General features: G+C 43.4%; 20 protein-coding genes and 1 pseudogene. 12 read left to right on the top strand and 9 right to left on the bottom strand.

Annotated features, from left to right (window positions below):
• The first annotated feature begins 137 nt into the window (after positions 1-137).
• Positions 138-1325, top strand: a complete 1188-nt coding sequence (locus ACQCVE_RS11275) for a putative glycoside hydrolase (RefSeq protein WP_426845328.1) — start codon at positions 138-140, stop codon at positions 1323-1325.
• A 36-nt stretch (positions 1326-1361) separates the two neighbouring features.
• On the opposite strand, the gene ACQCVE_RS11270 is transcribed toward ACQCVE_RS11275, so the two are convergent.
• Positions 1362-1541 (bottom strand): hypothetical protein, encoded by a 180-nt coding sequence (locus tag ACQCVE_RS11270; RefSeq protein WP_426862862.1) that lies wholly within the window; start codon positions 1539-1541, stop codon positions 1362-1364.
• A 136-nt stretch (positions 1542-1677) separates the two neighbouring features.
• Here ACQCVE_RS11270 and ACQCVE_RS11265 point away from each other — a divergent pair, with 136 nt between their 5' ends.
• On the top strand, positions 1678-2256 hold the full coding sequence (locus ACQCVE_RS11265; protein ID WP_426862860.1) for a GNAT family N-acetyltransferase: 579 nt from the start codon (positions 1678-1680) through the stop codon (positions 2254-2256).
• A gap of 248 nt (positions 2257-2504) precedes the next feature.
• Positions 2505-2903 (top strand): transcriptional regulator SpxA, encoded by a 399-nt coding sequence (spxA, locus tag ACQCVE_RS11260; RefSeq protein WP_426845286.1) that lies wholly within the window; start codon positions 2505-2507, stop codon positions 2901-2903.
• A gap of 29 nt (positions 2904-2932) precedes the next feature.
• Here spxA and ACQCVE_RS11255 read toward each other — a convergent pair whose 3' ends face one another.
• Entirely contained in the window at positions 2933-3595 is a 663-nt protein-coding gene (locus ACQCVE_RS11255; protein ID WP_426862858.1) for a TerC family protein, read from the bottom strand.
• A 309-nt stretch (positions 3596-3904) separates the two neighbouring features.
• On the opposite strand from ACQCVE_RS11255, the gene mecA reads away from it, so the two are divergent.
• The 4 genes from mecA (at position 3905) to pepF (ending at position 9661) form a co-directional block, all read left to right on the top strand.
• Positions 3905-4561, top strand: coding sequence for an adaptor protein MecA (gene mecA, locus ACQCVE_RS11250; protein WP_426845290.1), 657 nt, complete (start codon positions 3905-3907; stop codon positions 4559-4561).
• A gap of 153 nt (positions 4562-4714) precedes the next feature.
• Positions 4715-6229: a cardiolipin synthase gene (gene cls / locus ACQCVE_RS11245; RefSeq protein ID WP_426845292.1), complete on the top strand. Its 1515-nt coding sequence runs from the start codon at positions 4715-4717 to the stop codon at positions 6227-6229.
• Positions 6230-6579: 350 nt separating this feature from the next.
• Positions 6580-7752, top strand: a complete 1173-nt coding sequence (locus tag ACQCVE_RS11240) for a competence protein CoiA (RefSeq protein ID WP_426862857.1) — start codon at positions 6580-6582, stop codon at positions 7750-7752.
• A gap of 91 nt (positions 7753-7843) precedes the next feature.
• Positions 7844-9661: an oligoendopeptidase F gene (gene pepF / locus ACQCVE_RS11235; RefSeq protein ID WP_426862855.1), complete on the top strand. Its 1818-nt coding sequence runs from the start codon at positions 7844-7846 to the stop codon at positions 9659-9661.
• 243 nt (positions 9662-9904) lie between these two features.
• Here the strand turns inward: pepF and ACQCVE_RS11230 are convergent, their stop codons facing one another.
• Positions 9905-10078, bottom strand: coding sequence for a hypothetical protein (locus ACQCVE_RS11230; protein ID WP_426845298.1), 174 nt, complete (start codon positions 10076-10078; stop codon positions 9905-9907).
• A 342-nt stretch (positions 10079-10420) separates the two neighbouring features.
• On the opposite strand from ACQCVE_RS11230, the gene ACQCVE_RS11225 reads away from it, so the two are divergent.
• A complete protein-coding gene (locus tag ACQCVE_RS11225) occupies positions 10421-10798 on the top strand; it encodes an HIT family protein (protein ID WP_426845300.1) in 378 nt (125 codons plus the stop codon).
• Between the two features lie 50 nt (positions 10799-10848).
• On the opposite strand, the gene ACQCVE_RS11220 is transcribed toward ACQCVE_RS11225, so the two are convergent.
• The 4 genes from ACQCVE_RS11220 to ACQCVE_RS11205 form a co-directional block, all read right to left on the bottom strand.
• A complete protein-coding gene (locus ACQCVE_RS11220; protein ID WP_426845302.1) occupies positions 10849-11724 on the bottom strand; it encodes a ClpXP adapter SpxH family protein in 876 nt (291 codons plus the stop codon).
• Positions 11724-12134, bottom strand: coding sequence for a thiol management oxidoreductase (locus ACQCVE_RS11215; RefSeq protein WP_426845304.1), 411 nt, complete (start codon positions 12132-12134; stop codon positions 11724-11726). Before ACQCVE_RS11215 ends, ACQCVE_RS11220 begins: the two co-directional genes overlap by 1 nt.
• Before the next feature lie 218 nt (positions 12135-12352).
• Complete coding sequence (locus tag ACQCVE_RS11210) at positions 12353-12997, bottom strand: lytic transglycosylase domain-containing protein (protein ID WP_426845306.1); 645 nt, start codon at positions 12995-12997, stop codon at positions 12353-12355.
• A 78-nt stretch (positions 12998-13075) separates the two neighbouring features.
• A complete protein-coding gene (locus tag ACQCVE_RS11205) occupies positions 13076-13654 on the bottom strand; it encodes a CYTH domain-containing protein (protein ID WP_426845308.1) in 579 nt (192 codons plus the stop codon).
• Between the two features lie 168 nt (positions 13655-13822).
• On the opposite strand from ACQCVE_RS11205, the gene ACQCVE_RS11200 reads away from it, so the two are divergent.
• The 4 genes from ACQCVE_RS11200 to ACQCVE_RS11185 are packed head-to-tail and all read left to right on the top strand — an operon-like array spanning position 13823 to position 16606.
• Positions 13823-14203: a hypothetical protein gene (locus ACQCVE_RS11200; RefSeq protein WP_426845310.1), complete on the top strand. Its 381-nt coding sequence runs from the start codon at positions 13823-13825 to the stop codon at positions 14201-14203.
• A gap of 32 nt (positions 14204-14235) precedes the next feature.
• Positions 14236-14874 carry a GTP pyrophosphokinase gene (locus ACQCVE_RS11195; protein WP_426845312.1) on the top strand — a complete coding sequence of 213 codons (639 nt, stop codon included), beginning with the start codon at positions 14236-14238 and terminating at the stop codon, positions 14872-14874.
• Between the two features lie 36 nt (positions 14875-14910).
• A complete protein-coding gene (locus ACQCVE_RS11190; protein ID WP_426845314.1) occupies positions 14911-15705 on the top strand; it encodes an NAD kinase in 795 nt (264 codons plus the stop codon).
• A 43-nt stretch (positions 15706-15748) separates the two neighbouring features.
• Entirely contained in the window at positions 15749-16606 is an 858-nt protein-coding gene (locus ACQCVE_RS11185) for an RluA family pseudouridine synthase (protein ID WP_426862973.1), read from the top strand.
• Between the two features lie 59 nt (positions 16607-16665).
• Here ACQCVE_RS11185 and ACQCVE_RS11180 read toward each other — a convergent pair whose 3' ends face one another.
• A complete protein-coding gene (locus tag ACQCVE_RS11180; RefSeq protein WP_426862972.1) occupies positions 16666-17406 on the bottom strand; it encodes a class I SAM-dependent methyltransferase in 741 nt (246 codons plus the stop codon).
• 221 nt (positions 17407-17627) lie between these two features.
• Positions 17628-17999, bottom strand: a pseudogene (locus ACQCVE_RS11175) (hypothetical protein); the annotation flags it as partial.
• Between the last annotated feature and the right edge of the window lie 241 nt (positions 18000-18240).

Here is an 18240-nt window from a genome sequence, read left to right as displayed (position 1 = left end):
ATGGATTACCTGAGGACTGCGTCAAATGTCTCATTTTGTCATTATAAACAGGGTATCCACTATCAACCTATCAAGAACTTCCCTATACTTAAAGAAAGAGATAAAAAAAAGGAGGAACCGGATTGATTAAAAAAGTAATGTTAAAAGTTGCCGCAGCGGGATGTGCGGTGGCCATTGCAGGACCTGCCTTATCTGCTGCAGCAGCGGAAAGCAAGCCGCTGGCCATGAGTGAAATCGCAATCCCTGAAAAAAAACTCCCTCAGCATATGCCCAGGTTCGAGTATGACTCAGGGTACAGCTTCGAATACCCTGATGCCGTTAGAGGAATCTATGTGACCGGATCCTCTGCCGGAGGAGAAAAGATGGATTCTCTGCTGAAAATGATGGACGATACAGAATTAAACAGTATGGTGATTGATGTAAAAGATGATCATGGCAATTTGACCTTTAAGCCTGATAAAGAATCTTCATTTTATGACGTCAGCCAGTCCTACATAAAAGAACCAAAAGAAATGATGAAAAAGCTTGAGGAACATAAGATTTATCCCATCGCCCGGGTCGTGGTTTTCAAAGATTCGGTTCTGGCAGAACAAAAACCGGAATGGTCCTACAAGGAGAACGGAGAAGTTTGGGAAAACGGCGGCGGTGACAAATTCGTCAATCCGTTTGTCAAAGAGGTGTGGGAATACAACGTAGAGGCGGCAAAGGAAGCTGCTAAAATGGGTTTTAAAGAAATCCAGTTTGATTATGTCCGTTTTCCTGAGGGGTTTGAAACGAAAGATAAAAGGCTGACTTACAGCGAAGGAGATTATCAGAAAGACAGCCGTGATAATACTCAAAAACGGGTTCAGGCTGTGACGGACTTTGTAGAATATGCCCGCAAGGAATTAAAGCCATATGGCGTGAAAGTATCAGTGGATATATTCGGCTATTCTGCTACCATTCCTGAAGCTCCCGGAATCGGCCAGAATTTCAGCAAAATATCAGAAAATGTGGACGTGATCTCTTCCATGATCTACCCGAGCCACTGGGGACCTTACTTTGGGATTGAAAAGCCCGATACAGAGCCCTACAAGCTTGTTAAAGAATATACAAAGGTGGAAAACAAAAAATTGGCTGAATTAAAAACTCCTCCAATTTCGCGGCCATGGCTCCAGGATTTCACTGCATCCTATCTAGGATCGGGAAATTATATTAAATATGGAAAATCGGAAGTGGAGGCGCAGATCAAAGCGCTGAATGAAGAAGGAATTAATGAGTTTCTGTTATGGAATGCCGGCAGCCGCTATACTAAAGGGGTGGATTACACTCCCCTGGAAAAATAAAAGAAAAAGACCGCAGGCTGCACGCTCAGCCTGCGGTTATTTCCTCTTTACCCGATTCCATCCTTTTTGTGTATTCACTGATTGCTGATAATACTTGGCTCTCTCTTTCCCGCCAAATAACCCTGATCCAATCCCGTTGGCGATAACTCCCATCGTTGCCGTTAATCCAATAACAAATAATGAGAACAAAGCAAAGTCAGTAAAGTAGGCAAGCATATTCGTCAGCTCCTTAAAATCATTATACGTTATTATAATGGAATTTTCAGTTAATTATGTGAAGTGTACATTTTTATGTTTATGCATGAGGCAAATGGGTAAATTATCTATACAACTACAAATTAGGAGAGAATGAATGAATTGGTATGAGAAACTGAGTCAGTACTTTCCAATTGAAGAGATGAAGTCACGTGAGCATATAGAGGCCCTTTTGAAAGAAAAGGGAGATATTTACTATAAGGATGAAGGTCCAAAGCATGTTTTGATGTTCGCAGAGCTGGAGGATTTCCTGTTTATCGATTACATATATGTCTCCAAGGACGCCCGTGGAGAAGGTTTGGGCCACAAACTGATTTCCAGAATGAAAGAAAAGAACAAGCCAATCATCTTGGAGGTTGAGCCTGTTGATGAAACAGATCTTGATACGGCAAAGCGGCTGAAGTTTTATCAAAGGGAAGGGTTTCATCACGCAAGCTCTATCGGATATGCAAGAAAGTCTCTTGCCACTAATGAAGTGAACCACATGGAGATCCTATACTGGTCTCCTAACGACAGGCCTGAATCAGAAATTTTTTCCGCAATGAAGGAAACCTACAAACAGATTCATACGTATAAGGATAAGGAATGGTACGGCCGTTCTTATGAAGATGTATCAGATGTGCTCAAAATCAGAAGCGATGACGAGCTCAATGATATTTTCGATGAAGAGAGCTAAATGAGAATGTGTGTTTAAATGACACGCTGGGCAGTGCTTCTTTGAAATTTCTTTCAGATATCCTGTTTGAATATTTCCATTTTCATTTTTAACAATGGATAAGTTGATTGAGTAGGAATTGTAACGAAGTTGTCAAAGTTTTGCTGAAAAGATATTCACTAACTTACTTTTTTATAGTATAATGAGCAATAGATATTACTTGTTTAAAGTAATTTTATTTTAAACTATGTACAGAGGAGTGAAATTAAATGGTAACATTGTATACATCACCAAGCTGTACTTCATGTAGAAAAGCAAAGGCGTGGCTCGAAGAACATGAAATTCCTTATACTGAAAGAAATATTTTATCCGACACCATGTCCATCAATGAAATTAAAGAAATTTTGAGGATGACAGAGGACGGAACGGATGAGATTATTTCCACCAGGTCTAAAATATTCCAAAAATTAAACGTAAACCTTGAGAGCATGCCTCTGCAGGATCTATATCAGCTTATCCAGGATTATCCGGGTCTTCTGAGAAGGCCGATCATGATTGATGAAAAACGTCTTCAGGTGGGATACAATGAAGATGAAATCCGCCGCTTTTTGCCTAGAAAAGTCCGTACGTACCAGCTGCGTGAAGCACAGCGCTTAGTAAATGAATAAACCAGAAGCCTTCCGGACCGGAAGGCTTTTTAAGTGTTTAAATTCTTCTTTTTCGTTATAATACCGCTTATAACAAAGATGAGAACCGTAAAATACGGAATCGCTTCAAGAAACATCGGCCGGTCTGCGAGGAACTGAAGCTGGTCTTCATGAGAAATCATTTTGCCGGCCGTATAAGCAAGCATCCCGCCGCCAACATAGAGTAAATAAGGAAACCGATCAATAAGCTTTAAGACAAATTTGCTTCCCCATATAATAACCGGAATGGATATGAAAAGTCCTGTTACGACAAGCATCGTATGTCCGTTGGCGGCACCGGCGACGGCAATCACGTTATCGAGCCCCATCAGCACATCAGCAGCTACAATCGTCCGTACCGCTTTCCAGAGGCTTCCATGGCTTTTTACATGTTCCTCATCTTCATCTCCGCCGCACATTAACCCGAATGATATATACAGCAGAAAAATTCCCCCCGCCAGCTGAAGGTAAGGAATGGTAAGCAGGTAAACTGCGACAGTCGTTAGTGCGGTGCGCAGGGCTATGGCTAAGAAGGTTCCGATAATAATGGCTTTTTGTCTTTGTTTCTCGGGTAAATTTCTGCTTGCCATGGCTATTACGATGGCATTATCCCCGCCTAGAATCAGATCAATGCCAATAATCATGAATAACGATATGAGAAACTCCTGCTCCATCCAATACCCCCGTTTGCTTCACTAAATAGGCTTGTGCTTGTACCAAATATATGAATTCCCCTCCGCTTTATGCCTTCTCGTGGGTTAATAACTGTTTTCATCCATTTCAGTGTTTTTTTATTTCATTTACAGCCGATTTATCATAAAATAGGAGTACAAGATTCTCATGGCGGGTTGACTGGCATGAGAAGATTGTGGTAAGCATTAAGGCGGTTAAATAATACAGCTTTGGGGTAAAGTGTAGGAAAGTGCAACTATCGGGGGTTTAGTTGTCCCTTCAACATCAAAAATAGAAGGGAAGTGTAATCCATGGAAATTGAACGCATTAATGAGCACACTGTGAAATTTTACATTTCCTATGGCGATATAGAAGAACGCGGTTTTGACCGGGATGAAATCTGGTACAACCGTGAACGCAGCGAAGAATTGTTCTGGGAAATGATGGACGAAGTACATGAAGAGGAAGACTTTATGATGGAAGGGCCGCTGTGGATTCAGGTTCAGGCAATGGACAAAGGTCTGGAAGTTGTAGTTACGAGAGCACAGATGTCGAAAGATGGACAGAAGCTCGAACTGCCGATAAGCGATGATAAATATCATGAGATCCCTGTTGATGAGAACATCGACAGTTTAATGGATGATCATTTCTCCAAATCCACTGCGGAACAGGAAGATCAGCCGCCGCAGCTTGAATATGTGATTCATTTTAATGATTTTGAAGACTTGATTTCTTTAGCGAAAACGGGCCTTTCAGGGTTTACAAACAGTCTTTATGCATTGAATTCACACTACTTCTTGTATACAGAGTTTACAGATGAGCAGGCTGAAGAAGAAATGGATAATCTCCTGAGCATTATTGCAGAATATGGCAGCCAATCCAAAGTCACGGTGCACAGACTTGAGGAATATGGAAAGAAAGTTATGGGAGAGCATGCCCTTCATACCCTCCGCAAACATTTCGCTTAATTTCCTGAGCCGATTTCATAAGGAATCGGTTCTTTTTTTTGCACGTATAAGGGCTCTGAAAAAATCAATCGCCCTTCTCTTTGGTTATCATTGAATCTTTTGGGGAATGTAATTCGTACTATAGTATATGCTGCAGAAAAGTCAGGTGAAAAGATGAAAAATTTTATACAGGTCATTATCTTTGCTGTATTTATTACCGGAGTTATTTTATTAACAAAAAACTATTGGGGCGACTGGATTCTGGGTTCATTGAGCATTATTTTTACCCTGTCCATTGTCTTCATCGGATTCGTTATCTTTATGGAAAACAGGAAGCCGAATCAGACATTAACATGGCTCATTGTTCTCGGCGCATTTCCGATTGTCGGGTTCTTATTTTATATGCTTTTCGGACGGAATGTGAGAAAAAGAAGGCTTTTTGAGAAGAAAGGGTTAATTGACCAGCAGGTTTATCTGCAAATTGAAGGAGAACATCAAAATTATCATGAGAAAGCAGAACAAATGGGCGACCACCAGAAGCTTATGTTTAAGCTTGCGCATAACCTTAGCCACAGCCCTGTTTCCTTTGCCTCTCAGACTAAAATCTTAACGAATGGAGATCAGAAGTTTCCAGCCGTACTGGAGGAAATCAAAAAAGCGGAAACCTACATCCATTTGGAGTATTATATCGTCCGCCATGATGAAATTGGAATCCAGCTGCAGGAAGCGCTTATAGAAAAAGCCAAAGAGGGCGTTGAGGTCCGATTCCTTTACGATGCAGTTGGGAGCTGGAAGCTTTCGAAGGCCTACATAAGCAAAATGCACAGAGCCGGCATTGAAATGGTGCCTTTTCTTCCAGTCCGTCTTCCATTCCTAAGCAACAAAATCAATTTCCGAAATCACCGGAAAATTGTGATTATTGATGGAAAAATTGGATTTATGGGCGGACTTAACGTTGGAGATGAATATTTAGGAAAAGTGGATTTTTATGGTTTTTGGCGGGATACCCATCTTATGGTTATAGGGGAAGAAGTACGGACACTCCATATGATCTTCCTGCAGGATTGGTATTACATGACGGGTAAAGAACTGGATACAGAAACGTATCTTCAGGCCGATCCAGACGAGTATCCTCTGGGCAACGGCGGTGTGCAGATGATTGCCGGGGGCCCTGATAATAAGTGGGAAAACATTAAAAGCCTGTTTTTTTCGATGCTTGTATCCGCTAAGGATTCCATATGGATTGCATCCCCGTATTTTATTCCCGATGAAGACATATTGTCCGCGCTGAAGGTCGCTGCTCTAAGCGGAGTAGACGTAAAACTGCTCGTACCAAAAAGGCCGGATAAAAAACTTGTGTTTTACGCTTCAAGATCCTATTTTGCTGAACTGATGGAAGCAGGAGCGGAAATTTACGAATACGAAAAAGGCTTTATGCACAGCAAAATCGTAATTGTGGACTATGAGCTTGCATCCATTGGAACAGCGAATATGGATATGCGGAGCTTTCATCTGAATTTCGAGGTCAATGCATTCCTGTACAGAACGGACAGCACAGTCACCCTCGTGGAAGAATACGAAAAGGATTTAAAAGAATCCAAAAGACTTGAAATGGAAGATTTTATAAAGCGCAGTTTTTTCCAGAGAGTTTTTGAATCGTTTGCCAGGCTGCTTTCACCGATGCTCTGAATTAGAGTCAAGCCCTTTTGTCTTTGAATAAACTCCTCTTAAGACCTTTAATAACAGGATCAAAGCGGCTGTATAAAAAGTCCTGCTGAGAGTTTATAAAAATGGAAAAACCCCCGGCAAAACTAGGGGGTTTTCTTTGTTGATCCGTTCAATCAGCGTAGGCAACCCCAATCTATATGGAGAACCCTTTAAAACGAAATTACTGATCATCAGAGGAACACAGGAAACGCCAGTCTCCAGCTGAAAAATTCACTTTTTGGACAGCAAAACACAAACTTGCAATTTGGAAAGGAATCGGGCCCTTCTCTGAAGAATGAGTAGGGGCTGAACGATTGCGAGGAGGAATTATATTGCTGACCGCTTTAATGAATACGAAGATTTTTTCATTAATCAGAAAGACCTACACGTTTGAAGAACTGGATCGGCTGCGGTCGACCCATTCTTTTTACTGTCCGGCATGCAAACAGCAGATGGAGCTTAAGCTTGGAAAAATTAAAAGGTACCATTTTGCCCACCGGAAAAAGACAGCATGTGAGAGTTATTCAGAGCCGGAAACCGAAAGGCATTTGGCTGGAAAAGAGGATTTATATCAATGGCTGGAAAAAGAAGGGGAGGTTCAGCTGGAGCCGTTTCTTCCAGAAATCCGCCAAAGGCCGGATTTGCTCTTCACCATGAACGGCAAAAGATATGCCATTGAATATCAATGTTCTGTGATTCCGCGAGAGCATGTGGCGAGCAGAATCCGCGGGTATGAAAAGCTGAACATACAGTCCATCTGGATCCTTGGCTCCAATCAGCTTAAGCGGCTTGGCCCTTCAGAATACCGGATCCCCTCATTCTCCTGGCTCTTCGCCAGACATTTTCCACGTTCTTTCACCCCTTACCTCCTGTATTATTGCCCGGAAAATAAACAGCTTCTACGCCTAAATCACCTGTATCCATTTTCAGGACAGATTTTCTTTGCTCATGCTGTGTCCTTTAGACAGGGTGATTCTCTAAAGCACATTCTTCAAAATCCTCCTGATGAAATTCTGCCAGACCGTTGGCTTAAGAGCAGATTGAACCGCTTCAGAAAACGTTTGCCCCCAAAGGAAATGACAGCCTTCCAACAAATGCTTTATGTAAAAAAACGGGTCCCCCTCGCACTTCTCCCTTCGATTGTTTTTATTCCATCTTGTTTTGATTATTGCTTTGAAACAGAGCCCTATCTATGGAAAACAAGCCTTTTATTATGGGCAGAAGAATGCATTTCATTTACCGTACAGGATGCAGCGGAATACCTGTTCCAGTTAGAGAGGGATGGAATTGCTGTCAGGCGGCAGCTTTCGTTTGCAAACCCTTCAAATCAGGATGTGGTGGAAGACCTTGGATCCCGGCTGCTTAAAGCAGGATTTTTAGTGTTTATGGAGAATGAAAAGAGGTATCGGATAGCACCCGTCATATGGACTGACCGGATTGAAAGGATTTTGGATTCTGATACTGAGTTTTTCAGGCTAATTTCTGGCTGCCGGCATAACCTATAGACAAGCGGCGGCATATTAATTGACTTCATATGAGAATTTAGACAAGATGAATGAAAGGCTCTCAAAGCCTTATTAAAAAGGGGGATAAAACATGTCCGAACAGCAAACAGTTAAAAAACTGCCTCTTAGAAGTGAGATTGCGGCTGAGGATACGTGGAGACTGGAAGATATCTTTGCAGCAGATGAAGAATGGGAAAAAGAGTTTGCGGAATTAAAGAAATTGATCCCTAAAATGGAAGATTATAAAGGAAAGCTTGGAGATTCCGCACAATCTTTATTCGAAGGCCTTTCCTTTCAGGATTCTGTAACAGAGCGTCTTGGCAGGCTATATACATACGCACATATGAGATATGACCAGGACACGGGAAATTCCCATTATCAGGCCCTTAATGACCGTGCAGCAACCCTGTATACGGAGGCTGGCAGTATTTCTTCTTACATGGGGCCTGAAATTCTTGCAATGGATGAGGAAACATTAAAAAAATATGTTGATGAAAACGATGAATTAAAGCTTTATAAGCATGCACTCGAGGAAATCAACCGTGAACGTCCGCATGTCCTTTCTGCGGAGCAAGAGGCACTCCTTGCCCAGGCTTCTGAAGCGCTGCGTGCGTCCAGTGATATCTTTGGAAAGCTGAACAATGCTGATATGGAGTTCCCGTCCATTAAAAATGAGAATGGAGAAGAGGTCGAAGTGACACACGGCCGCTTTATCACTTTTATGGAAAGTGAAGACCGAAGAGTGCGCCATGATGCCTTCAAAGCGGTTTACGACACGTACGGTAAATTTAAAAATACGCTTGCGAGTACGCTTTCCGGAGCTATTAAAAAAGATAACTTTTACGCGTCGGCAAGAAAATATGAATCCGCAAGGCAGGCAGCATTAAGCGGGAACAACATCCCGGAGGAAGTGTACGATAATCTCGTGTCTACCGTTGAAAAGAACCTCCATTTGCTGCAGCGTTACGCAGAACTCCGCAAAAAGGCTTTAAACCTTGATGAGGTACACATGTATGACCTTTACACTCCGCTTGTTCAAAACACAAAAATGGACGTTTCCTACAGTGAAGCAAAGGACTACATCCTTAAAGGTCTGGCGCCTCTTGGAGAGGACTATCTCAGCGTTTTAAAAGAAGGCTTTGAAAACCGATGGGTGGATGTACACGAAAATAAAGGAAAGCGAAGCGGAGCCTATTCCTCAGGCACGTATGGAACCAACCCTTATATATTGATGAACTGGCAGGATAATGTGAACAATCTGTTCACGCTGGCTCATGAATTCGGCCACTCTGTCCACAGCTATTATACGAGGAAAAATCAGCCTTATCAGTATGGTGACTATTCAATCTTTGTAGCTGAAGTAGCATCGACAACGAATGAAGCGCTTTTGAATGATTATTTGCTGAACACCATTGACGATAAGAAAAAGCGGATGTATCTTTTGAATAATTACCTTGAAGGCTTCCGGGGCACCGTTTTCAGACAAACGATGTTTGCAGAGTTTGAGCACAGCATTCACAAACGCTCTCAGGAAGGGGAGCCTTTAACTCCTGAACTGCTGACGAAAATGTATTACGAATTAAATAAAAAGTATTTTGGAGAAAACATTCATGTCGATGAAGAAATCGGACTTGAGTGGGCACGCATTCCCCATTTCTATTACAATTACTATGTTTATCAGTATGCGACCGGCTTCAGTGCAGCAGCTGCTCTCAGCAGGCAGATCCTTGAGGAAGGGGAGCCTGCTGTTAAACGCTATATTGAATTTTTAAGTGCCGGCAGCTCGGATTATCCGATTGAAGTACTGAAAAAAGCAGGAGTCGATATGACATCCTCCCGGCCTGTAGAAGAAGCATGCAAAGTATTTGAAGAGAAACTGAATGAACTGGAAAAACTGATGAACGAATAATTAAAAGAGACTGGCCCATCAGGTGCCAGTCTCATCTTTTTTAGGCCCTGCTGCATTGGGCTGTTGATTGCATCCCCGCTGCTTTGCGCCTGCGAGGTCATACTTTTCCCGCTGCTCTTAGCTCAGAGTCCCATGCCTTCCGCTCCAAATCAACAGAACCTTCAACAGGGCTCTTATCCAGATAAGACAGCAATTGGATAAGGCAGCTTGAAAATGGAGGCTGCCCGCTTTATTTTTCTAAAGCTAATATCCTTTGAATGTTTTTTTTCGGGTAAGAACATAAATTCCGGCAGCTATGCTGCCAAACAATATGAGGGAGGAGACCAGCACAGGAATAAGGTTCATTAATCCGAGCAGGTGAAGAAAGAATGCCCCTCCGAATAAAAGCAGCAGCCCTGAAAGCATGATAGGATTCACTAAAATCACCCCCGTCCTTTTTTATATGTAAGGGTGCTGGGAAATATGTTTGTGACAAAATTGTGAATTTGGAACTAAGCACTTGTCAAAACTCGACATATTCTGATATACTCAGGGTGTGAAATTGATCACATAACAAACATTTACCCCTTTGTTTGACCGTGAAAAATTTCTCCCATCCCCTTTGTTGTCGTTAAGACATACAGAAAGAGACCATGCTTATCCCGGCATGGTCTTTTTTAATTTAATTAATAAAGAAAGCGGTTACAATGTTGTGGTACACTAAATAAAAAATCCTTAACTAAGGAGGCGGGCAGTATATCCGAATGTCCATTTTGCCGGTTGTCACAAGAACAGCAGGTCCTAATAAGCAATGAATTGTGTCTGTTCCTGCAAGTTCCTCAGGATGTATTAATCGGCTCAGGCGTCATTGTCCCTGTCCGTCACCGGCCTACAGTGTTTGATCTTACAGCAGAAGAATGGGAAGCAGCATTTTCTCTTTTGAAGGAAGCTAAGGCAGTGCTGGATGAAAAATACCATCCTGATGGGTACAATGTAGGCTGGAACAGCGGAGCAGAGGCCGGTCAGCATATTATGCATGCACATATGCATGTTATCCCCCGGTACAAAGATGAGCCATATGCAGGGAAGGGAATCAGGCACTGGTTAAAGAGCGGGCAAAATAAAAGGGCCTTCTTAAAAGGTGAGCCTACTAGATAGCTTTTAACAAGCTAAAAAGCCGCCAGCCCTTAATATGGGGTGGCGGTTTCTTAGTCTAATGCTCTCCAAAAGGTTCCGTGCTTTACAGGCACACGCTCTACTTTTTGAGCGAGCTGGTATTTTTTCATTTCGCGCTCGGTTTCCTCGATGCTCATATTATATGCAAGAGCAATTTCTTTTGAAGCGACAAAACGGAAATATGACAAGAAAACGGGCAGCGGCGGCGGTTCAGATGGTGGCGGCGCTTCGCCGAGCATCTCGAAAAGAACCTCTTCGTACATTTCGTACGGGTAATACCCGGCGATTTTTAAGCCTTCATCTTCAACCCGTTCATTAAAGAACGCAATCGTCGGCATTTCAATGACTTCCATCTCCGCTGTAATTTTCATATCGCACTGAAGTGCTTTTACAGCACTTTCTGAATGAAGGTCTTTAATAAATTCATCTTGATCCAATCCTGTAATGCCGGCAATGTCAATTAGCACTTTTTCATCTGATACATCCTGCTTCTCTGTAAACAGCACTTCCTGAAGCTTACGCAGGAAACGGATCCCTGATTTCCTTCCCTGAAGTTCGGCTGCTTTAATAGCTACAGACGGTGCATAAGGGGAGGAAATCGGGTTTTCAAACCAGATCGATCCATCACAGGACATTCCGGTTCTGGACGCGGTTTTTTCCCATGAAGCGGCCATGTTCTCGGGCTTTTTTTTCTTCATTGCATGAAGTGCTGCAAGGTTTCCACTGATGATATGCTTTAGTGTGAAAAAGCGTCCGTATCTCATTAGCAGTTTTTTTATAACAGGCTCAAGGGCCCAGCATTCGGGGCAAAGAGGGTCTACGAACAAATAAATTTCAAGCGGTTTTTTTGCATTGCCGTGGCAATGAGAGAAAAAATGCCCGATATTTCTTTTTTCGCCAGAAGGCATTAATCCCATTCTCCTTTCTTATCAAGAGCACTACCAGAAGTATTTACCATATGATGTGCAGTTAATGTAAGCCGCTCGAAAAAGAAAGTGCGTATGTCTCCATCTAAACCAACTTCATCCATTGCTTTGTCCATGCATTCGAGCCAGGCTTCTGCCCGGTCTTCCGTAATAGGGAAAGGAAGGTGACGGGCCCTCAGCATCGGGTGGCCATGCTCCTCTGTATAGAGGGGCGGCCCGCCCAGATACTGGGTCATAAACTGCTTTTGCTTTCTCGCTGTCTCGGTTAATTCATCAGGGAAAATTGGAGACAGCAAGGGATGTTTTTCTACATTGGAATAAAAAGCATCAACAAGCTGAGAAAGAAGCTCTTTTCCAATCGCTTCATACGGAGTTGCAAAAGAATCTGCCATGTTGATAACTCCTTTATGTTAAATTCTCTTATATTGAGTAAGATTAGTATGTGCTAATAGCCTTAAATGGCTATACACCAATGCTTTTTAGAACCATTTGGCTAATGTAATAAGCTTATTTTAACAATGAGGACGGCATATCTCAAACAAATCGCATTGAGGGTTAACTGAAAGTTCTTTTTTGCACAAAAAAATCAGCCCGTAAAGGACTGATTGGCTTATGCAAAATAGGAAGCTGAAATTTTTGCTACATAATTTCGCGTTTCTGAAAAAGGAGGAATTCCTCCATATTTATCAACGTTTCCCGGCCCTGCATTATAGGCTGCTAGAGCCAATTTCACATCACCGCTGTATTTGTTCAGCATTTGTTTTAAATACTTTGTACCGCCCATGATATTTTCTCTGGGATCAAAAGCATTTTCTACGCCAAGCCCTCTCGCTGTTGCCGGCATCAGCTGCATCAGACCCATGGCGCCGGCCCCGCTTCTGGCCTGAGGATTAAAGTTGGATTCCTGCTGAATGACCGAGCGGATCAGTTTAGGATCTACTCCATACGTTTCCGCAGCATTGGCTATAATGGCTTCAATTGAAGCAGGACCAGCAGGCTGCTTTATGGAGGATGCTTTTACTTCATTCAAAGAAATCGGATGCACCACGCTTGCCGGCTGGTAAAGACTTGCCTGCTGCTCTCTGATGGATACAGAGGGTTCTTCGGGTCCCCCTGTATAATAACGGAGCATCGTATCCATCAGACTGCTGAACATCGTGCTGGCAGATTGGCTTTGTTCTCTTATTCCAGGCTGGTATCCCGGGGCGCGGAGGTTTTGTAGTTCCATCATGTTCTGAAACTGTCTTATATCCATATGCTATGGTCTCCTTTATTTTTGAGCTTTATATGGGAAGCTGGTCAGCAGTGCTGTGATCCTGTTGAACGCCAGTTTTTAAACGGAATACTTCCGCTCATAGAAACGGCGGACTTTGTTTTTCGTTTCCCGGACAGGGATTTGATACATTTCAAGAAGCCGGCTAAAATATAGTTCTCCTGCTGTCGCTTCCTCTGCTTCAAATTCCAGCTCAAAGTCTTCTATTGATAAGTATCGGCTCTGATCAAGAACAATTAAGCCTTCCTTTTCTTTTTTTTCAGCCCGCCACGTTGTCAAAGAACCGAAATAACGGATCGACTTTTCTTCAATTTCCAATAGTGCAAGCTGTTCTTTAACAGGCCCGTCTGGAATTTGGTGCTCTTCCATCAATCGTTCCGCTTCTTCTTCTGTTAAAACCTGCTCGGTTTCAAGAAGACCTGTTTCAGCCGGCTCTTTAAGTGTAAACACCCACTGTCCAGCTTTAAAACGGGTTCTTAAGGCCGCTTGCCTTTCTTTTATCTGGAAGTTCTCCGTATCAAAATAATGGTTGGTTTGTTCTTTAAAATCAGCCTCGTCAAATTCAAATGCCTGAATGAGCCGTGCGAATTCTTCTTCTGTTAACATGTTCTTAAACTCGATTTCAATATGCTGTGACATGGTGAATCCTCCATAAAAGGTTGATGGTTCTATTATCTCTCTTTCTTTTCATGAGAGCAACGGAGAAAAAGAATAATTGAGAGATATGAAAAGGACCTTCCATTTTATTAGAAAGGGGACAGTATGGTAAAATGGATGTGCAGGTTTGCATTGGAAGGAGTTTAGGAAATGAACAAACGAATTGAAGTGATCGAATCTGGATTTGAAAGCGGTAAATTAGTCCTTAAAGGAAGCTCTTATGATGGAGATGCTTCAGCACTTAAAGCAAAAGGACAAATTCTGGCGGATTCTGACCATCTCGCTTTTATATACATATTGGAAGACGCTGAACAGTTTACATACTTCAGCATTCCGGCCGGCTGCTGGGCAGAGATTGAAAAAGCGAGAGCCGGTGATTTATCTGTTTGGGCAAGCATTAATCAGCATGAGCTCGAACTTGAGGAATTCTTTAATGAACTTCGTGAGCTTGTTCAGAATATAGCAGGAAATGCCAACTATGGGGATGAAATGGAAGGGAAAGTTTCTGAAGTGTTCGCTTCATTAGCGTAAGGTCCATACATTTCATTCTGGGGGCGATGGAGATGGAAGAGAGAGAATGGGAGCTTTTTTTAGCTCCGTATCAGCAGGCAGTGGATGAATTAAAGATTAAGCTGAAGGGATCAAGATCCGAGTATGAGCTTGAAAGCTCACACTCGCCGATTGAGTTTGTAACCGGAAGAGTAAAGCCGATTGCAAGCATCCTGGATAAAGCGAAACGTAAAAATATTGCAGTGAATAAGCTGCATAGTGATATGCAGGATATAGCCGGTTTAAGAATGATGTGCCAGTTTACCGATGATATCCGGGTTGTAGTGGATATGCTCAGAAAACGTAAGGATATCGAGATAGTAGAAGAAAGAGACTACATTTCACACAAGAAGGAAAGCGGATACCGTTCCTATCATGTTGTAGCCCGGTATCCTGTTCAGACAATATACGGAGAAAAGGTCATCCTCGTGGAAATTCAGATTCGGACGCTCGCTATGAATTTTTGGGCAACGGTCGAGCATTCACTTAACTATAAGTATAAAGGGAATTTTCCGGAGGCCATTCAAACCCGCCTTCAGCGAGCTGCTGAGGCGGCATACCGGCTTGATGAAGAAATGTCTCTTATTAAGGGAGAAATCCAGGAGGCCCATGCAGTATTTTTAAGAAAAACGGAAGCGAGAGATACCGAGTAGAAGCCATACGATATGAAAAGAAAAGGGGCCTGGAACATGAGATTTGCGATTACGTCCAAAGGCGATAACAAATCCAACACGCTGATGCAGAAAATGAGGACTTACTTGAGCGATTTTGATCTTGAATACGATGAAGACCGCCCTGATATTGTCATTTCCGTCGGCGGCGACGGCACCCTTCTTTATGCGTTCCACCGATATCGGAGCCGTCTTGATAAAACCGCCTTCATAGGAGTACATACCGGCCACCTTGGCTTCTATGCAGACTGGGTGCCGGATGAAATTGAAAAGCTCGTCATTGCGATTGCAAAAACCCCTCATCAGATTGTAGAATACCCGATACTTGAAGTGATCATCCGCCACAATGATGGTGGAAAGGAAGCGCGCTATCTGGCTTTAAACGAATGTACAGTAAAAGCGATTGAAAATTCCCTGGTGATGGATGTCGAGATAAAAGGACAAAAGTTTGAAACGTTCAGGGGAGACGGCCTTTGCATTTCCACTCCTTCCGGCAGCACAGCCTACAATAAGGCGTTGGGGGGAGCCATCCTGCATCCATCCATCCGGGCCATTCAGATTGCCGAAATGGCCTCAATCAATAACCGCGTTTTCCGTACGGTCGGCTCCCCGCTCATTCTTCCGGATCATCATACGTGTATGCTGAAGCCCGTTAATGATGTGGATTTTCAAATTACAATTGATCACCTTACGCTGCTTCATAAAGATGTGAAGTCCATTCAATGCCGTGTAGCTAAAGAGAATGTCAGGTTTGCCCGCTTCCGTCCTTTTCCTTTCTGGAAGCGCGTAAAGGATTCTTTTATTGGGCAGTAAACAGTTTCAGCTTGAATGGAAGGTTTCAAAAGAAGACAGCGGAATGATTCTAAGAGAATTTTTGAAAACGAAGCAGCTTACAAAAAGGGCGATCACCGATATTAAATTCAGCGGCGGAAACCTGCTTGTGAATGGGGAAAAGGAAACGGTCAGACGGAAGCTTTCAGATGGTGACCGGGTATCGGTCCTTTTTCCGGAAGAAAAGCCGAGTGAAGGATTAGTGCCTCAGAAGATTCCGCTGGACATTGTGCACGAGGACGAGCATTGCATCGTACTAGCTAAACCTGCCGGCATGGCCACGATTCCGTCCCGTTTATATCCGGATGGAACGCTTGCGAATGGGCTGCTTCATCACCTTCAAAAACAGGGGCTGTCTTCCACCATTCACATCGTAAACCGGCTGGATAAGGATACGTCAGGCCTGATGCTCGCCGCTAAGCACCGGTTCAGTCATTCTCTTTTTTCTGTTTTGCAAAAGCAGGCGGGCATTCAGCGGACTTATACAGCAATCGTTCACGGAACATTAAAGCAGGAAGCAGGAATGATCGACGTACCCATCGGCAGAAAGCGGGATAGCATCATTGAAAGGGAAGTCAGGGAAGACGGACAGCGTGCGGTCACCCATTACAAAGTTTTGGAAGGCAAAAAAGAGTACAGTCTGGTGGAATTAAAGCTCGAGACAGGCAGAACCCATCAGATCCGCATACACATGAGCAGCATCGGCCACCCGCTGGCAGGGGATACACTGTATGGAGGAAGTGGAGCCCTTATGGGAAGACAGGCATTGAATAGCTCAGTTCTCACCTTCCTTCATCCTTTTTCCAAACAGAAAATGAAATTTGAAACGGCCCTCCCCGAAGACATGAGGAAGTTTTGGGAAGAAACGGATTCTTTAGAATAGAAGCCCCGGCACATGGTGACGGGGCTTTTTGCGGGAGTTTTAGCAGGATTCGTAAAAAGCTATTTAGTACAGGAAAAAGCCAAAAAGAGCGGGATTCTCATTCTGCGCAGATATTCCTCCTGATTGGAAAAATAAGCAGGGTCGGGTTCAGGTTCCATCAGGTGATTAATCTTAAACCCGGCATTAGAAAGAGCGGCAAAATATTCCCCGGTCGTCCGGTGATACTTGACAACCTTCTGCCCCATCCAATTTTCAACCCGTCTGCCGCTATGAAAATAATCATCTACAATCCAGTCATTCCGCTTTTTACCTTCTAAAGTGCTTTTAAATGATGAAGTAAGCAGTGGATGCTGAAGGCTGAACACGAACCTGCCTTCTGGTTTTAATGTCTTAAAAATCGAAGAGAATAATGCATCAACGTCACTTGAATAATGAACCACAAGCTGAGAGATCACCAGATCAAACGCTTCTGGAGGATACGCGTACTCTTCCATAGAGCAAAGCTCTATTTTCCCCTTGCTGCCTTCTAATACGCGGATGGCTTCATCAAACATATTTTGTGAACCCTCAATTCCAAGATAGGAAAGGCATCCTTGACCGAGCAGGTGAATGCCAATTGACGCATCACCGCAGCCAATATCAAGCACCGATTTTCCTGTGGGTCTTCCAATTAAATCCAGTATAGCGGGGGTTTCAATGCTTATATTCGGACTATCTGTTCGGTATCTTCTTCTCATGAACTGGCTGAAAAACATTTCTTCGTCATAAGCCTGCGAACCAAATTTCTCTGTCATTGCAATTCCCCTTCCTTATACTGGATGCATCTAGAAAAGTCTACTTCAACCCCTCTTTATTTACAAGGGGAATTGATAGTATTGCAGCTAAACCAAGAGGTGACTAATTTTGTTCGGACGAGAAAGAGCCTCATTCCCCCGGAAAGCGGTCCAGTTCAGTTGGAAAGCACACCACTTCTCCCATTACCGGTTCAAAAACAAGCTAAACGGATCCGCCCCAGTACTTATCAGTCCCCCCGAAACCGTGATTCGTCAAAGGGGAGGGAGGATGATACAGAGATCGTATCCATTTCCGGATAGCGGATAGCGGTTAAGCTTCCCCCAAAGACTGCACCGGTATCAATATTGATCGTCCTATTCAGCACTCTCGGCTGTCTGACTGGTGTATGCCCATAAACAATCCAAGGGTCTCCAATATAATTGAGGGCCCAGTCTCCCCGTTCTGAGAGGCCGTTTTCCAGGATTCTTCCGGTCACATCCCCGTACAGAACAAATTCTTTAATCCGCTTTGTATAGCGTCCGATGTCTTTTTCCTTAATTCCTGCGTGGGCAACGACTAGTTTGCCTCCGTCATGCACCTGATAAATAGGTGCTTCCTCTTGAGACTCCCACGGCTAAAGCCGCAAGCCCTACACCTTACGGTGTGACGGGTGGGATTCTTGAATGACTAAACGTTCGCAGTCCATTTCTGTTTTGAACAGCCTTCAAGACAAGGGCATCTCATTGCCCCTCCTAAGACAGTGCATATAGCATCTTAGGCTGGTTGACTATGACCGCCAACCACAGGTGCATAGCGAATATTCATTGCACCGACTACATCTCTATGTTTTTCGAATCCGC

Source organism: Metabacillus sp. 113a (assembly GCF_050107635.1).
Classification (GTDB): domain Bacteria; phylum Bacillota; class Bacilli; order Bacillales; family Bacillaceae; genus Metabacillus_B.
This window is presented reverse-complemented; position numbering and strand designations above follow the sequence as displayed.

Bases quoted from the DNA above. Each gene is read 5' to 3' on its own strand.
- ACQCVE_RS11275 (WP_426845328.1), top strand. From the start codon at position 138: ATGTTAAAAGTTGCCGCAGCGGGATGTGCGGTGGCCATTGCAGGACCT.
- ACQCVE_RS11270 (WP_426862862.1), bottom strand. From the start codon at position 1,541: ATGCTTGCCTACTTTACTGACTTTGCTTTGTTCTCATTATTTGTTATT.
- ACQCVE_RS11265 (WP_426862860.1), top strand. From the start codon at position 1,678: ATGAATTGGTATGAGAAACTGAGTCAGTACTTTCCAATTGAAGAGATG.
- spxA (WP_426845286.1), top strand. From the start codon at position 2,505: ATGGTAACATTGTATACATCACCAAGCTGTACTTCATGTAGAAAAGCA.
- ACQCVE_RS11255 (WP_426862858.1), bottom strand. From the start codon at position 3,595: ATGGAGCAGGAGTTTCTCATATCGTTATTCATGATTATTGGCATTGAT.
- mecA (WP_426845290.1), top strand. From the start codon at position 3,905: ATGGAAATTGAACGCATTAATGAGCACACTGTGAAATTTTACATTTCC.
- cls (WP_426845292.1), top strand. From the start codon at position 4,715: ATGAAAAATTTTATACAGGTCATTATCTTTGCTGTATTTATTACCGGA.
- pepF (WP_426862855.1), top strand. From the start codon at position 7,844: ATGTCCGAACAGCAAACAGTTAAAAAACTGCCTCTTAGAAGTGAGATT.
- ACQCVE_RS11220 (WP_426845302.1), bottom strand. From the start codon at position 11,724: ATGCCTTCTGGCGAAAAAAGAAATATCGGGCATTTTTTCTCTCATTGC.
- ACQCVE_RS11215 (WP_426845304.1), bottom strand. From the start codon at position 12,134: ATGGCAGATTCTTTTGCAACTCCGTATGAAGCGATTGGAAAAGAGCTT.
- ACQCVE_RS11210 (WP_426845306.1), bottom strand. From the start codon at position 12,997: ATGGATATAAGACAGTTTCAGAACATGATGGAACTACAAAACCTCCGC.
- ACQCVE_RS11205 (WP_426845308.1), bottom strand. From the start codon at position 13,654: ATGTCACAGCATATTGAAATCGAGTTTAAGAACATGTTAACAGAAGAA.
- ACQCVE_RS11200 (WP_426845310.1), top strand. From the start codon at position 13,823: ATGAACAAACGAATTGAAGTGATCGAATCTGGATTTGAAAGCGGTAAA.
- ACQCVE_RS11195 (WP_426845312.1), top strand. From the start codon at position 14,236: ATGGAAGAGAGAGAATGGGAGCTTTTTTTAGCTCCGTATCAGCAGGCA.
- ACQCVE_RS11190 (WP_426845314.1), top strand. From the start codon at position 14,911: ATGAGATTTGCGATTACGTCCAAAGGCGATAACAAATCCAACACGCTG.
- ACQCVE_RS11185 (WP_426862973.1), top strand. From the start codon at position 15,749: ATGATTCTAAGAGAATTTTTGAAAACGAAGCAGCTTACAAAAAGGGCG.